A 12,913-nucleotide genomic window follows, 5' to 3' on the forward strand; every position below is an offset into this window, starting at 1 on the left:
CGGGACGGCTCAATCGGGCCAGGAGGGCTTGCGCTTCTCGAGGAACGCCGCCATGCCTTCGCGGGCACCGGGCAGCTGGGACGCCGAAGCCATGACCTCCAGCGCGATCGCGTACGCGTCGGCCTCCGGCCGGTCCAGCTGGGCGTACAGCGTCACCTTGCCCATCGCCTTGCTCGCCCGGCTGCCGCGCGTCGCCCGCGCCAGCAGCTCCGCGACGGCGTCGTCCAGCTGCTCGTCCGGGACGACCCGGTTGACCAGGCCCCAGTCGAGCGCGGTCGGGGCGTCGACGACGTCGCCGGTCAGGGCCAGCTCCATCAGGCGCTTGCGGCCGATCGCGCGCGCCACCGGGACCGCCGGCGTGTGGCAGAACCAGCCGCCCTTGCCGCCCGGCAGCGCGAAGCCCGCGGATTCGGCGGCGATCGCGAGGTCGCACGAGGCCACCAGCTGGCAGCCCGCGGCCGTGGCCAGGCCGTGCACCCGCGCGATGACGACCTGCGGGACCGACTGCATCGTGCGCATCAGGTCCGTGCACAGCGTCAGCAGCTCGCGCACGCCCATCAGGTCACGCGCGGCGACGTCGCCGAAGTCGTGCCCGGCCGAGAACAGCGGCCCGGCGCCGGCCAGGACGATGCCGGTCGCGTCGGACGTCCCGGCCTCGTGGAACGCGGCGAGCAGCTCGGCGAGGTGGTCGGCGGACAGCGAGTTGCGCCGTGCCGCGCGGTTCATGGTGATCGTGACGGTGTCGCCGTCGCGCTTGACCAGGATGTGCTCGTACTCGGTCATGCCCCGACGGTAACCCGCCGGAACGTCCGCCGGTAACTGTCGGGGCCGACGCCGACCTCGGCGCGCATCCGGCGCCGCAGGTTCGCCGCCGTGCCCAGCCCGGACCGCTGCGCGACCCGCTCGACCGGCAGCTCGGTCGTCTCCAGCAGCCGCTGCGCGTACCGGACGCGCTGGACGCGCAGCCAGCGTCCCGGCGTCACGCCGGTGGCCGCGGCGAACTCCCGGTGGAACGTCCGCTCGCTCATCCGCGCGTGCCCGACGAGGTCCTCGACGCCGATGTCGTCGCCGATCCTGGCCAGCGCCCAGTCCATTGTGGACGCCATGCCCGGCTGGGCGGTCGACGGCGGCAAGGGGTTGTCGACGTACTGGCGCTGCCCGCCTTCCCGCGCCGGCGGCATCACCAGGCGGCGCGCGAGCGCGGCGGCGACGTCCGCGCCGTGGTCACGGCGGACCAGGTAGAGACACAGGTCGAGGCCGCCGACCACACCCGCCGAGGTCAGGACGCCGCCGTCGTCGGTGTAGAGCACGTCGCGCCGCAGGTCGGCGCGCGGGGCGACGCGCGCGAGGCCGTCGAGGTCACGCCAGTGAGTCGTCGCCGGGCGGCCGTCCAGCAGGCCCGCTGCGGCCAGCGTGAACGCGCCACTGCACAGCCCGGCGGCCGTCGCCCCGGCCCGGTGGGCCCGCCGCAGCGCGGCGGTCGCAGATGACGGCACCGAGGCGAGCGGGTCGTCACGACCCGGCGCCAGGACGAGGTCGCAGCCGTCGAGCCCGGCCAGCCCGTGGGTCGCCGCGACGTCACCGAAGGGCGAGACGGCCGTGCGGGCCCGGCCCGGGCTGCACAGCCGCAGGGTGAACGGGCCGATCCCGCTGTCGGTGCGGTCCTGGCCCCAGACCTCGCCGATCACCGCGAGGTCGAACATCCGGGTGCCGGGCAGGAGCAGGACGCCGATCGTGCGCATGGCAGAAAAGTACCGCATCGCGCGTCTTCTGCCACTCCCCTGGACGTCGTGAACCAGCGAAACTCGACGTCATGACCGAAACGGCACTCATCCTGATCGACGTCCAGCGCGGGTTCGACGAGGCGGACTTCTGGGGCCCGCGCAACAACCCCGGCGCCGAGGCCAACATGAAGGCGCTGCTCGACGCGTGGCAGGAGCGGCGGCTCCCGGTGGTGCTCGTGCACCACGACTCCGCGAAGCCGGACTCGCCGCTGCGGCCCGGCCAGGCGGGCAACGACTTCAAGCCCGAACTCGACGGCGCGCGCCCGGACCTGGTGTTCGGCAAGCAGGTCAACTCGGCGTTCCTCGGCGACGTCGACCTCGACGCGTGGCTGCGCAAGCGCGGCATCACGAGCTTCGTGGTCGCCGGCATCCAGACGAACTTCTGCTGCGAGACCACCGCGCGGATGGGCGGGAACCTCGGCTACGACGTGACTTTCGCGCTCGACGCCACGTTCACCTTCGACCTCCCGGAGGTGACCGCCGACGAGCTGTACCGCGTCACGGCGGCGAACCTGGCCAACCAGTTCGCCACCGTGAAGTCCACAAAGGACATCCTGGCCGGCCTCAGCTGAGGCCGTGGCGCTCCCGGATGAGCGAGACGATGCCGTCCATGATGTCGGTCAGCTCGTAGTCCTTGGGCGTGAACACCCGCGCGATGCCGCGTTCGGTCAGCAACGCGGCGTCGTCGGGCGGGATGATGCCGCCGACGATCACCGGGATGTCCCCCGCGCCGGCAGCACGCAGGCCGTCGACGACGTGCGGCACGACCTCCAGGTGCGAGCCGGAGAGCACCGACAGCCCGACCACGTGCACGCCCTCCTGCACGGCGGCCGCGGTGATCTGCTCGGGCGTCAGCCGGATGCCCTGGTAGACGACCTCGAAGCCGACGTCGCGGGCGCGGACGGCGACCTGCTCGGCGCCGTTGGAGTGCCCGTCGAGACCCGGCTTGCCGACCAGGATGCGCAGCCGCTCGCCCAGTTCCGCCTCGGTGGCGCGGACGCGCTCCCGGACCCGCTCGATCCCCGGGTCGCCACCGCCGGCGGCGGCCGCGGAAACCCCGGTGGGCGCCCGGTATTCGCCGAACACCTCGCGCAGCGCGCCGGCCCACTCGCCGGTGGTCACCCCGGCCCGCGCACAGTCCACAGTGGCCTCGAAGAGGTTCGCCGACGTCTGCGCGGTCTCCTTCAACGTGGCCAGGGAACGCGCGACGGCGTCGTTGTCCCGCCGGCCGCGCCACTCCTCGAGCGCCGCGACGGCTTCCTTCTCGACGGCCGGGTCGATCGTCTCGATCGCCTTCGCGCCCTCGGCCTGCAGCGGTGACGGCTCGGTCGTCGCGAACTTGTTGACCCCGACCAGGACCCGCTCGCCGTTCTCCATGCCCCGGCGGTATTCGGCCAGCGAGCCGACCAGCTGCGACTTCATGTAACCGCTCTCGACCGCGGCGACCGCGCCACCGACGTCCTGGACGCGGGCGATCTCCTCTCGCGCGCCGGCCATGATCTCGTCGACCTTGGCCTGGATGACGTGCGAGCCGTCGAAGATGTCCTCGTACTCCAGCAGATCCGTCTCGAAGGCGAGGACCTGCTGCATCCGCAGCGCCCACTGCTGGTCCCACGGCCGGGGCAGGCCGAGCGCCTCGTTCCACGCCGGCAGCTGGATCGCGCGGGCCCGCGCGCCGCGGGAGAGCGACACCGCGAGCATCTCCAGCACGATCCGCTGGACGTTGTTCTCCGGCTGGGCCTCGGTGAGCCCGAGCGAGTTGACCTGGACGCCGTAGCGCAGCCGGCGCGCCTTCGGATCCGTTACGCCGTAACGATCCCGCGTGATCTCGTCCCAGAGCGCGGTGAACGCGCGCATCTTGGACATCTCCTCGACGAACCGGACGCCGGCGTTGACGAAGAACGAGATCCGCCCGACGACCTTGCCCATGTCGGCCGCGTCGACCTGCCCGGAGTCGCGGACGGCGTCGAGCACGGCGATCGCGGTGCACAGCGCGTACGCGACCTCCTGCGTCGGCGTCGCGCCGGCCTCCTGCAGGTGGTAGCTGCAGATGTTGATCGGGTTCCACTTCGGCACGTGGTGCACGGTCCACGCGATCATGTCGGTGATCAGCCGCAGGCTCGGGCCCGGCGGGAAGATGTAGGTCCCGCGGGACAGGTACTCCTTGATGATGTCGTTCTGGGTGGTGCCGGTGAGCTTCGCGAGGACTTCGTCGACGTTCCGGCCCTCGGTTTCGGCTTGCTCGCGCGCCACGGAGACGTACAGCGCGAGCAGCCACATGGCCGGTGCGTTGATCGTCATCGACGTGTTGGCCTCGGCGAGCGGGATGCCGTCGAAGAGCCGCCGCATGTCGCCGATGTGGGAGACCGGCACCCCGACCTTGCCGACCTCACCGCGGCTCAGCTGGTGGTCCGGGTCGTAGCCGGTCTGGGTCGGCAGGTCGAACGCCACCGAGAGGCCGGTCTGCCCCTTCGCCAGGTTGCGCCGGTACAGCTCGTTCGACGCGGCGGCGGAGGAGTGGCCCGCGTACGTGCGCATCACCCAGGGGCGATCCCGCTCGTGGTCGGATGGGTACGGCACTGTGCACCTCCGGCACTGGACGACCCATGGAGTGTACCGGCCGGTAACTTGTGCTGCGGAGTGGAATCGGACACGTCCGAGTGACGACCCATGCTCAGCCTGCGGCCCACAGCCGCGCCTGGGCCTGCGCGATCAGGTCCCGGACGTACCCGGCATCGGGCAGGCCGACCAGCCTCATGGACCGAGCCGCGAACGCACCCGGGTTCGCGGCCCCGGTCAACGACCCCAGCAGGCCGCCGGTGCTCCCGAAGGCGACGGCGCCGACGCCGTTGCGCCCGGCCCGCACCACCGGCGGCGGCAGCGCGCCCAGGTACGCCGAGGCGCGGATCCGGCCCGAGACGCGATCGGCCACCACGACCCGCCGGTCGGTCACCGCGTACACCGCCCGGCGCAGCGTCCGTTGCCGGAGAACGACCGGGCCCCAGGCGATCGCGAGCCCGAACGCGGCGAAGATCGGCGACACGAGCAGGAGCGACCCGCGCCCGAGCAAGGGAAACCCCAGCACCAGTGATACCCAGACCAGACCGAAGACCAGGCGGTACCAGTCGTGGCCGTCGAGCGCGGCGTGCCGCGGCCGGCCCGACCACAGCAGGCGTTCGCCCGGCAGCAGCACGTTCGTCGGCAGGTCCATCGTTTCTCCGTTCCCCAGTGGACAGAGAGGACACGCGCCCGCGGGCCGGCCGGTTGCCCGGCTCGGGTCAGAAGAGCGAATCATCCGGTTCGCCGGCCGCCTGTTTGCGCCGGGCTTCGCCGATCGCCTCGGCGAACAGCGCGCGCACTCGCTCCGGTTCGGCGATGCCCGTCAGCACGATCGGGAGGGGCACGGCCTTGATCCGGTGGGCGCCGTACCGCGCCGCGGCCACGAGCCGCGGGTCGACCGGGCCGAAGGTGATGGTCCCGGCGCCGCCCCGCTCCGGCAGCACGACCGGCACGTCCAGCTCGGCGAGGGGCTGGGTCCGCGTGCGCCGCCACACGACGCCGGTGTCGACGACCAGCCGGCGGTCGGTGAGCACGTAGGTCAAGCGCCGGAGCTGCACGGCCCGCGAGCCGGCGAGGAAGAGCAGCAGCCCGCCGCACGCGACCATCGCCAGGAGCGCGTGCGGCCTTTCGGCGGCGGTCTCGTCCACCGCGAAGTACCCCACGACCGCGAGGACGACGGCCGCGAGCGGCACGGCGATGTGGTCGTAGCGGCTCAGGATCGTCCGGTGAACCGGTTTGCCCGTCCACAGCACCTGTTCACCCGTGTACGCCTGCATGCCGGAGGCACGCTCCGGCGGGCGTCCGGGTTGCCTCTCAGGCAGCCGAACTGTCCGCTTCCGGCGGGGCCTGGCGGCTCTTCGCCTCGTCGATGGCCTTGGTGAGCAGGTCGCGGACGCGCTTCGGCTCGCCGACGCCGATCAGCGTCACCGATCCGGTGTCGCCGAAGCTGATCGTGCCGGTGCCCGTGCCGCCGCGCTTGAGGACCGGCGGCGACAGGGTGGCCAGTTCGCTGGCGAGTTCCTTCTGCCGGAACAGGCCCGACCGCGCGATGATCCGGCTGTCCGTCACGGCGTAGGTCGTCCGGCCGAGCGCGAGGTAGCGGACGGCGGAGCGGCCGATCGCGCCGTACACGCCGGCCACGAGCAGCACCACTCCGGCGAGCATGCCCGCGCCCGCGGGCTGCTGCGTGAGGAGGAACCACAGCGCGGCCGCGGCGACGACGAGTCCGGCGGGGGCGATCACCCCGTCGGCGGCGACGTACAACGGGCGCTGGACCGGCTCTCCCGCCCAGAGCACGCGCTCACCGGGTAGAAGATCGATTTCCCCTGCTGACATGGCCGAACACTACTCTGCCGAGGTGCCCGGCGCCGAATGCCGAGCACGCTGTACGTGCTCGAACACCCTCTGTGCGTGGTTGATCTGGCGGAACCGGAGATCGCGTTCGGCGTAGCTGTCGAGGCGGGTGGTCCGGTGCAGGCGCCGATCTTCGGCGTCGGCGAAGGTGAGGGGTTCGGGCAGCTCGGCCGGGAAGATCCAGCCGAAAGTCAGCGAGATCAGCAGCGCCTTGTACGGGCAAACCACGCGCCGGGCGGTGTGACGGAAATCCGCGAGACCGGACCGATACCCGTCGGTTAGCGTGGGCAGCCGTGACGTGGAGTTCGTACGGGAGTTACCTGGTCATCGTGGTCCTGATCGTGCTGGCGCCGGGGCCGGACACGATGGTGATGCTGAAGAACGCGCTGTCCGGCGGATTCCGCGGCGGGCTGCTCGCGTCGCTCGGGATCGTCAGCGGGAACGTCGTGCAGGGCAGCGCCGCCGCGCTCGGGCTCGGCGTGCTCATCGCGAAGTCGCAGCCGGTGTTCCTCGCCCTCAAGTGGGTCGGCGCGGCCTACCTGGTCTACCTCGGGTTCCAGGCGCTGCGCGGCGCATTCCGCGGGAACTACGACGTCGTCGAGCAGACGCAGCAACGACGTCGCGGCGGGGGCTTCCGGCGGTTCCGCGAAGGGTTCCTGTCCAACATCACCAACCCGAAGGTGCTCGTGCTGTACCTGTCGGTGCTGCCGCAGTTCCTCGACCCGGTGCGCACGACGACGGGGGACGCGCTCGCGCTGGCCTACACCGTCGCGGTGATCGGCGGGCTGTGGCTGCTGGTGCTGCTGGTGTTCGTGCACCGCGTGCGCGCGTGGCTCGGGCGGCGGCGGGTCCGCCGCACGCTCGACGGCGTCACCGGCACCGCCCTGGTCGGCTTCGGCGCGGCCCTCGCCCTGGAGTCCTGATGACGTGGGGCACCTACGCCGGGTTCGCGGCGATGATGGCGTTGCTGGCGATGATGCCGGGCCCGGACACGATGGTGGTGCTGAAGAACGCCCTCACCGGCGGCGCGCGCGGCGGCGGCTGGGCGTGCGCCGGGATCAGCGTCGCGAACTTCCTGCAGGGCACGGCGGCCGCACTCGGCCTGGGCGCGGTGATCACCCGCTACCAGCCGGTGTTCGAGACGGTGAAGTGGCTCGGCGCGGCCTACCTGGTGTACCTGGGCATCCAGGCCCTGCGCGGCGCTTGGCGCGGTGATTACGAGGCACTGGACGACGTCCGGCGCGCTCGCGCCTCCCGGAGCCGGCGGTTCCGGGAGGGGTTCCTCTCCAACATCACCAACCCGAAGGTGATCGTGCTGTACCTGTCGGTGCTGCCGCAGTTCCTGACCCCCGAGTCGGGTTTCGCGGACTCGCTGCTGCTGGCGTACACGGTCGCGGCGCTGGGTGTGGTGTGGCAGGTGCTGCTGCTGGTGTTCGTGCACCGGGTACGAGGCTGGCTGCAACGGCGCAAGGTGCGCCGAGCGATGGACGGCGTGACGGGCACGGCGTTGCTCGGCTTCGGCGCGGCTTTGGCCCTCGAAGGCTGACCTTTGTCCACAGCGCCGACGCGTTGTGGACAAAGGTTCCGCCGCGCGCCTTCTCGGCCGGTTTCGTCGGTGCGTGCCGATAGACTGGACATGGGCACGCCCCCCTGGGAGGGCGGGGGTCGGCTAGAGCGTGCGGTCCAGCCAGTCGTAGATGCGGCCGGCCGCGAGCCGCTGGGCGCCGACGTGGCAGTGGGCGTCCGCGCCTTCCTCCGCAGTGAACGTCAGCAGCGTCTTCGGCGCGTTCACGTGCGCGTACAGCCGGCGCGGCTCGGTTTCCGTCTCGCCGCCGAAGAACAGGTCGTCCGCCGCTTCGCAGATCAGCGTCGGGCACGTGATCTTCTCCGCGATGCCGCCGTCGAGCGTGTACTCGAGGTACTTCGCGACGAACTCGCGGTCGGTCGCCGCGCCCAGGACGTAGCGGCCGTGGTCGCACGCCCAGCGCAGCGTCGAGTTGGCCTGCCGGCCGGCGGCGAGCAGCGCGTCGAACTCGTCGTCGTGCTCCGCGCGAGCGCGGCGGACGATCTCGTCGCGGTCCCATGGCAGCATCGACGTCACCGCGGAACCCGCGTCGTAGACGCCGTCGACCGCGACGACCGCCGCCAGCCGCGGCTCGAACGCCGCCGCGCGCGGGGCGAGCACGCCACCCAGGCTCACGCCCAGCAGGGCGATCCGCTCCGGGTCGACACCGTCGAGCCCGAGCACGAAGTCCACCACCGGCGTGACGACGTGCTCCCAGTCCGGCCGGAACACGAGCTTGTCGCGGTGCATCGCGGCCGGCTGGCCGGGGCCGTCGAAGGTCAGCACGTGGTAGCCGCGCTCGGCGCCGGACGCCGCGCCGAAGAAGTGGAGTTCCTCGGCGCTGCCGTCGAAACCGCTGTGCATCACCACGACCGGCTTCGGCCCGGCGCCGGGCGCGCGGTAGAAGTAGCCCTGCAGAACCGTTCCCTCGTAAGGGATTTCGACCGGCTCGGCGACGGCCGCGCGACGGAAGCACTCGACGCTGCGGTCGTACGCCGCCGCGATCCGCGGGTCCGCCGGGTCGCCGTGCAGGAAGAAGTCCGCCGAGAAGTAGTACGTCGACGCGCGCAGCAGCAGGTCCCGCGCGGTGACCGGGCTCGCGTCGGCCGCTTCGGCGTACAGCCGGTCGGCCAGGCGGCGGTAGGCGTCGTGCCAGCTGTCGTAGTCCCCCGGCGTCACGGTCGACGCCGCGGCGAGCACCTCGCCGAAGTCCGAGCCGCCGTAAGCCGCGTGGCCGAACAGGCGCAGGGTTTCGAACCAGAACTGCGGGTCCTCGGTGAACATGAGCTGCTTCATCGGATTTCCTCCTCCACGAAGGTGCGGAACGAGCGGGCGGGCCGGCCGGTGACCTGTTCGACGGCCGGGGTGACGCGGTCTTCGGTGCCGCGCCGGATGTCCTCGTCGAGCGCGGCGAGGACGTTGGCGAACTCCGCCGGAATCCCCGACGCCGCAACCAAAGCGGCGAACTCGGCGGTGCTCACCGCGCGGTGGCGCACCGGACGTCCGGTGTGCGCGGCGACGATCCCGGCCGCCTCGGCGTAGCTCAACGCCGAAGGGCCGGTCAGGACGTGTTCGGTGTTGTGCGGTTCGGCGTCGGTCAGCGCGCGGACGGCGACCGCCGCGATGTCGCCGGCGTCGACGAACGCCACCCGGCCGTCCCCGGTGGCGGTGACGATCTCGCCGTCCCGCACGCCTTGGGCGACGAGGTGCTCGCCGGTGAAGTTCTGCATGAACCACGACGGCTTCAGCACGGCCCACTCCGGCGCCGTGCGCACCAGGCGCTGCAGCTCGCCGAGCCCGGGTGAGTCCTCGGTGACGGCCGACGAGCTGAGCAGCACGACCCGGCGCACGCCGGCGTCGAGCGCGTCGGCCAGGAAGGGTGCGACCAGGCGCGCCGGCTCGGCCTCGCCGATCGGGGCGAGCAGGTACACCGCGGCGACGTCCCGCAGCGCGGCGACCTGCGAGCCGCGGTCGGTCCAGTCGAAGCGCACCTGGCCGGGTTCGCTCACCTTGCGCGTGGCGGCCCGCGCGGTGACACCGAGGGCGCGCAGGCCCGCGACCACCCGGCTCCCCGTGGTGCCGGTGCCGCCGAGCACCAGGACGTCAGCCACGGTCGCTCCCGGCGAACGCCGAGATCAGCTCGTCGACGCCACCCATCAGCTCGGCCGCGGCGAGCGGGCTCCAGTAGTCGCGGTAGCGCCGGATCTCGCCGTCTTCGACGGTCAGCACGGCGATGTACGACAGCTCGTACGGCTTCTGCGTCGCGACGACGACACCCGCAGCAGTCATTTCCACGACCACCACGGCCGGGTCGGCGGTCTCGTGCACGGTCTTCGCGGTGATCGCCCGGATGTCGAGCAGGTCGGGGTAGCCGCGCAGGTAGTCGGCGATGGCGTCCCGGCCCTCGACGCGGGCCGGGTAGCCCGCCGCGGCGAACGGGAACTCGAGGACGCCGCCCTCGGCCCACAGGCCGGCGAACCCGGCCATGTCGTGCTTCACCAGCAGGTCGAGCGCGTGCTCGACGAGTTCGCTCGGTCGCACGGATGCCTCCTTGAACGTTTGGACGAGACGGTACCGTCCCGACGTCAATATAGACGGGACGGTACCGTCTCGTCCACCCGCTAGACTGCCGCTCATGGCACGCACCCCGACCGGCGCCGCGGTCCTCCAGCCCGAAGTCACCCAGGCCATCACGGACGCGGTGCTGCACGAGCTCGCCGAACAGGGTTACGGGCGGCTGTCGATGGAGGCCGTGGCGAAGCGAGCCGGGGTCGGCAAGAGCGCGCTGTACCGGCGGTGGACGTCGAAGCACGAGATGATCACCGCGGTGGTCGCGGAGTTCAGCGTGTCCCGCGCGGTGCTCGAGGACACCGGTTCACTGCGCGGCGACCTGCGGGTGACGCTGCAGGCGATGATCGACTGGCTCACGCACCCGCTGTTCTCGCGGATCCTGCCGGACCTCGTCGCGGAAGGCGCGCGGAACCCGGAGATGGCCGAAAGCGCGCGCTCGAGCATCGGCGTCCCCCGGCGCGACCGCGCGGAGGTGATGCTGCGGCGTGCGATGGACCGGGGCGAGCTGCCGGCGGACCTGGACGTCGAGATGGCGATGGACGTCCTGGGCGCACCGATCTACTGGCGCATGGTGGTCCGCCGGGCCCCGGTGGAGCCGGACTACCTGGAGCGTCTGCTGGAGTACGTCCTGCGCGCACTGGGCGCGCAGGACGCCTGACTCAGAGCAGGTCGGCCAGATCCATCGCGAGGTCGAACGGATCCGAGACGGCCAGCTTTCCCTTGTGGGCGCCGGAAGAGGTGTAGACGCCGGTCGTCGGGTCGAGCCGATAGCAGAAGATCGTGAGCCCGCGGACGTCGTCCGTCTCGTTCTCGACACGCCAGAAGTGCGGAATCCCGGCGCGAGCGTATTCTGCGGGCTTGTCGGTCTGGTCCGCGGTGATCGACCCCGGTGACATCACCTCGATCACCAGGGAGCAGTGCTCCGGACGCAGTACCGCGTCCGCATCCAGGGTCGCGTCGTAGACCACCAGGTCGGGACGGCGATTGAGCAGTGGCACGTCCCGCAGCCGGAGGTCGACGTCGAACTCGACGGCCAGTTCGGCCCCGCACGCCTCTTCGAGCGCGTAGGACATCCGCCGGATGATCTTCTGGTGGGGGCGGCGTGGAGCCGGGTTCACGACAATCGCTCCATCGACGATCTCAATCACGCGGCAGACGGCTTCGGGCAGCGCGTCATACCCGTCGACCGTGAGGCCTTCGGGCGGAAGCACCATCCAGTCGGGTAGCGCCGTCATCGCAACCCCCTGTCCACCGGTTTACAGAAGTTTACGATACCTGGATCGCGGCTAGGTCCGGTCGGGCTCGCCGCTGACGCGCTTGATGTTCGCGCCCAGGCGGTTCAGGTTCTCGACGAAGTGCGGGTAGCCGCGGTCGATGTGGAAGACGTCCCAGACCTCGGTGACGCCGTCCGCGCACAGCCCGGCCAGCACCAGGCCGGCGCCCGCGCGGATGTCCGACGCCCAGACCGGGGCGCTCGAGAGCCGCTCGACGCCGCGGACCACCGCGTGGTGGCCGTCGGTGCGGGCGTCGCCGGAAAGCCGGATCATCTCCTCGATGAAGCGGAACCGCGCCTCGTAGACGTTCTCCGTGATCATCGACGTGCCTTCGGAAACCGCCGACAGCGCGACCGCGAACGGCTGCAGGTCGGTCGCGAAACCCGGGTACGGCAGGGTGACCCAGTCGACCGCCTGCGGCCGCTCGGGCTGCACGATGCGGAAACCCTTGTCGCCGAACGTGGTGACGTCGGCGCCGGCCAGCTGCAGCTTGTTCAGCACCAGGTCGAGGTGGTGCGGGTTGACCCCGCGCACGGTCAGGTCGCCGCGGGTCATCGACGCCGCGAAGGCCCACGTCGCGCCGACGATCCGGTCGCCGATCACGCTGTGCTGGGTCGGGTGCAGCTGCTCCACGCCGTGCACGGTCAGCGTCGACGTGCCGGCGCCCTCGACCTTCGCGCCCATCTCCACGAGCATCGTGCAGATGTCGACGATCTCGGGCTCGCGCGCGCAGTTGTCGATCACCGTGGTGCCCTCGGCGAGGACGGCGGCCATCAGGATGTTCTCGGTCGCGCCGACGCTCGGGAAGTCCAGCCAGATCTGCGCGCCGACCAGCGTGTCGGCCTTCGCGACGACGCAGCCGTGCTCGATGGTGCTCGTCGCGCCCAGCTTGCGGAGGCCGTTCTGGTGCATGTCCAGCGGCCGCGAGCCGATCGCGTCACCGCCCGGCAGCGCCACGACGGCCTGCTTCAGCCGGCCGACCAGCGGCCCCAGCACGCAGACGGACGCGCGCAGCTTGCCCATCGCCGCCGAGTCCGCGCGGTGCGAAAGCTCGGCGGGCGTCGTGATCGTGGCGGTGTCGCCCTCGATGACGACCTCGCAGCCGACGCTCCGCAGCACGTCGCCCATCAGCGGGACGTCGAGGATCTGCGGGCAGTTCGTGATGGTCGTGGTGCCCTCCGCGAGGAGGGCGGCGGCCATCAGTTTCAGCACGCTGTTCTTCGCGCCGACCACGTCGACCTCGCCGACCAGCCGGGCTCCGCCATGCACGTCGAAGTGCTCGCTCATGGCCGCCAATCATGCCCTCT

General features: G+C 71.6%; 16 protein-coding genes. 5 read left to right on the forward strand and 11 right to left on the reverse strand.

The window, feature by feature from the left end; translation table 11 throughout:
* Positions 1-9: 9 nt before the first annotated feature.
* Both VA596_RS01445 and VA596_RS01450 read right to left on the reverse strand, forming a co-directional pair.
* Positions 10-783 (reverse strand): enoyl-CoA hydratase-related protein, encoded by a 774-nt coding sequence (locus VA596_RS01445; RefSeq protein ID WP_323322770.1) that lies wholly within the window; start codon positions 781-783, stop codon positions 10-12.
* Positions 780-1,742, reverse strand: coding sequence for a GlxA family transcriptional regulator (locus tag VA596_RS01450; RefSeq protein ID WP_323322772.1), 963 nt, complete (start codon positions 1,740-1,742; stop codon positions 780-782). Before VA596_RS01450 ends, VA596_RS01445 begins: the two co-directional genes overlap by 4 nt.
* A 71-nt stretch (positions 1,743-1,813) precedes the next feature.
* Between VA596_RS01450 and VA596_RS01455 the strand changes: the two genes are divergently transcribed.
* Complete coding sequence (locus tag VA596_RS01455) at positions 1,814-2,356, forward strand: cysteine hydrolase family protein (RefSeq protein ID WP_323322774.1); 543 nt, start codon at positions 1,814-1,816, stop codon at positions 2,354-2,356.
* On the opposite strand, the gene VA596_RS01460 is transcribed toward VA596_RS01455, so the two are convergent.
* From VA596_RS01460 to VA596_RS01475, 4 genes are all read right to left on the reverse strand, one after another.
* On the reverse strand, positions 2,349-4,364 hold the full coding sequence (locus VA596_RS01460) for a protein meaA (RefSeq protein WP_323322776.1): 2,016 nt from the start codon (positions 4,362-4,364) through the stop codon (positions 2,349-2,351). The two genes, VA596_RS01455 and VA596_RS01460, sit on opposite strands and share 8 nt — an antisense overlap.
* 94 nt (positions 4,365-4,458) lie before the next feature.
* Complete coding sequence (locus VA596_RS01465; RefSeq protein WP_323322778.1) at positions 4,459-4,995, reverse strand: hypothetical protein; 537 nt, start codon at positions 4,993-4,995, stop codon at positions 4,459-4,461.
* A 67-nt stretch (positions 4,996-5,062) separates the two neighbouring features.
* The gene (locus VA596_RS01470; RefSeq protein ID WP_323322780.1) at positions 5,063-5,620 is read right to left on the reverse strand and encodes a PH domain-containing protein; all 558 of its coding nucleotides are present in this window, start codon (positions 5,618-5,620) and stop codon (positions 5,063-5,065) included.
* Positions 5,621-5,657: 37 nt separating this feature from the next.
* Entirely contained in the window at positions 5,658-6,179 is a 522-nt protein-coding gene (locus VA596_RS01475) for a PH domain-containing protein (protein WP_323322782.1), read from the reverse strand.
* Between the two features lie 36 nt (positions 6,180-6,215).
* Between VA596_RS01475 and VA596_RS01480 the strand changes: the two genes are divergently transcribed.
* The 3 genes from VA596_RS01480 to VA596_RS01490 are packed head-to-tail and all read left to right on the forward strand — an operon-like array spanning position 6,216 to position 7,743.
* Positions 6,216-6,479 (forward strand): hypothetical protein, encoded by a 264-nt coding sequence (locus VA596_RS01480; protein ID WP_323322783.1) that lies wholly within the window; start codon positions 6,216-6,218, stop codon positions 6,477-6,479.
* An 11-nt stretch (positions 6,480-6,490) separates the two neighbouring features.
* Positions 6,491-7,120 carry a LysE family translocator gene (locus VA596_RS01485; protein ID WP_323322785.1) on the forward strand — a complete coding sequence of 210 codons (630 nt, stop codon included), beginning with the start codon at positions 6,491-6,493 and terminating at the stop codon, positions 7,118-7,120.
* Complete coding sequence (locus VA596_RS01490) at positions 7,120-7,743, forward strand: LysE family translocator (RefSeq protein ID WP_323322787.1); 624 nt, start codon at positions 7,120-7,122, stop codon at positions 7,741-7,743. Before VA596_RS01485 ends, VA596_RS01490 begins: the two co-directional genes overlap by 1 nt.
* Positions 7,744-7,866: 123 nt before the next feature.
* On the opposite strand, the gene VA596_RS01495 is transcribed toward VA596_RS01490, so the two are convergent.
* Genes VA596_RS01495 through VA596_RS01505 form a run of 3 tightly spaced genes read right to left on the reverse strand, consistent with a single transcriptional unit; the run spans position 7,867 to position 10,302 of the window.
* A complete protein-coding gene (locus tag VA596_RS01495; RefSeq protein ID WP_323322789.1) occupies positions 7,867-9,057 on the reverse strand; it encodes an alpha/beta hydrolase family protein in 1,191 nt (396 codons plus the stop codon).
* Complete coding sequence (locus VA596_RS01500; protein ID WP_323322791.1) at positions 9,054-9,872, reverse strand: NmrA family NAD(P)-binding protein; 819 nt, start codon at positions 9,870-9,872, stop codon at positions 9,054-9,056. Before VA596_RS01500 ends, VA596_RS01495 begins: the two co-directional genes overlap by 4 nt.
* Positions 9,865-10,302: a nuclear transport factor 2 family protein gene (locus VA596_RS01505; RefSeq protein ID WP_323322793.1), complete on the reverse strand. Its 438-nt coding sequence runs from the start codon at positions 10,300-10,302 to the stop codon at positions 9,865-9,867. Before VA596_RS01505 ends, VA596_RS01500 begins: the two co-directional genes overlap by 8 nt.
* Positions 10,303-10,396: 94 nt before the next feature.
* Between VA596_RS01505 and VA596_RS01510 the strand changes: the two genes are divergently transcribed.
* Entirely contained in the window at positions 10,397-10,990 is a 594-nt protein-coding gene (locus tag VA596_RS01510) for a TetR/AcrR family transcriptional regulator (RefSeq protein ID WP_323322795.1), read from the forward strand.
* Position 10,991: 1 nt separating this feature from the next.
* On the opposite strand, the gene VA596_RS01515 is transcribed toward VA596_RS01510, so the two are convergent.
* Positions 10,992-11,567: a Uma2 family endonuclease gene (locus VA596_RS01515; protein WP_323322796.1), complete on the reverse strand. Its 576-nt coding sequence runs from the start codon at positions 11,565-11,567 to the stop codon at positions 10,992-10,994.
* A gap of 51 nt (positions 11,568-11,618) precedes the next feature.
* Positions 11,619-12,893, reverse strand: coding sequence for a UDP-N-acetylglucosamine 1-carboxyvinyltransferase (gene murA, locus VA596_RS01520; RefSeq protein ID WP_323322798.1), 1,275 nt, complete (start codon positions 12,891-12,893; stop codon positions 11,619-11,621).
* Positions 12,894-12,913 lie beyond the last annotated feature (20 nt).

This window comes from Amycolatopsis heterodermiae, from assembly GCF_034929455.1.
In the GTDB taxonomy this organism is placed as follows: Bacteria; Actinomycetota; Actinomycetes; order Mycobacteriales; family Pseudonocardiaceae; genus Amycolatopsis; species Amycolatopsis heterodermiae.

Bases quoted from the DNA above. Each gene is read 5' to 3' on its own strand.
- VA596_RS01495 (WP_323322789.1), bottom strand. From the start codon at position 9,057: ATGAAGCAGCTCATGTTCACCGAGGACCCGCAGTTCTGGTTCGAAACC.
- VA596_RS01450 (WP_323322772.1), bottom strand. From the start codon at position 1,742: ATGCGCACGATCGGCGTCCTGCTCCTGCCCGGCACCCGGATGTTCGAC.
- VA596_RS01490 (WP_323322787.1), top strand. From the start codon at position 7,120: ATGACGTGGGGCACCTACGCCGGGTTCGCGGCGATGATGGCGTTGCTG.
- VA596_RS01465 (WP_323322778.1), bottom strand. From the start codon at position 4,995: ATGGACCTGCCGACGAACGTGCTGCTGCCGGGCGAACGCCTGCTGTGG.
- VA596_RS01480 (WP_323322783.1), top strand. From the start codon at position 6,216: ATGCCGAGCACGCTGTACGTGCTCGAACACCCTCTGTGCGTGGTTGAT.
- VA596_RS01475 (WP_323322782.1), bottom strand. From the start codon at position 6,179: ATGTCAGCAGGGGAAATCGATCTTCTACCCGGTGAGCGCGTGCTCTGG.
- VA596_RS01455 (WP_323322774.1), top strand. From the start codon at position 1,814: ATGACCGAAACGGCACTCATCCTGATCGACGTCCAGCGCGGGTTCGAC.
- VA596_RS01515 (WP_323322796.1), bottom strand. From the start codon at position 11,567: ATGACGGCGCTACCCGACTGGATGGTGCTTCCGCCCGAAGGCCTCACG.
- murA (WP_323322798.1), bottom strand. From the start codon at position 12,893: ATGAGCGAGCACTTCGACGTGCATGGCGGAGCCCGGCTGGTCGGCGAG.
- VA596_RS01470 (WP_323322780.1), bottom strand. From the start codon at position 5,620: ATGCAGGCGTACACGGGTGAACAGGTGCTGTGGACGGGCAAACCGGTT.
- VA596_RS01510 (WP_323322795.1), top strand. From the start codon at position 10,397: ATGGCACGCACCCCGACCGGCGCCGCGGTCCTCCAGCCCGAAGTCACC.
- VA596_RS01445 (WP_323322770.1), bottom strand. From the start codon at position 783: ATGACCGAGTACGAGCACATCCTGGTCAAGCGCGACGGCGACACCGTC.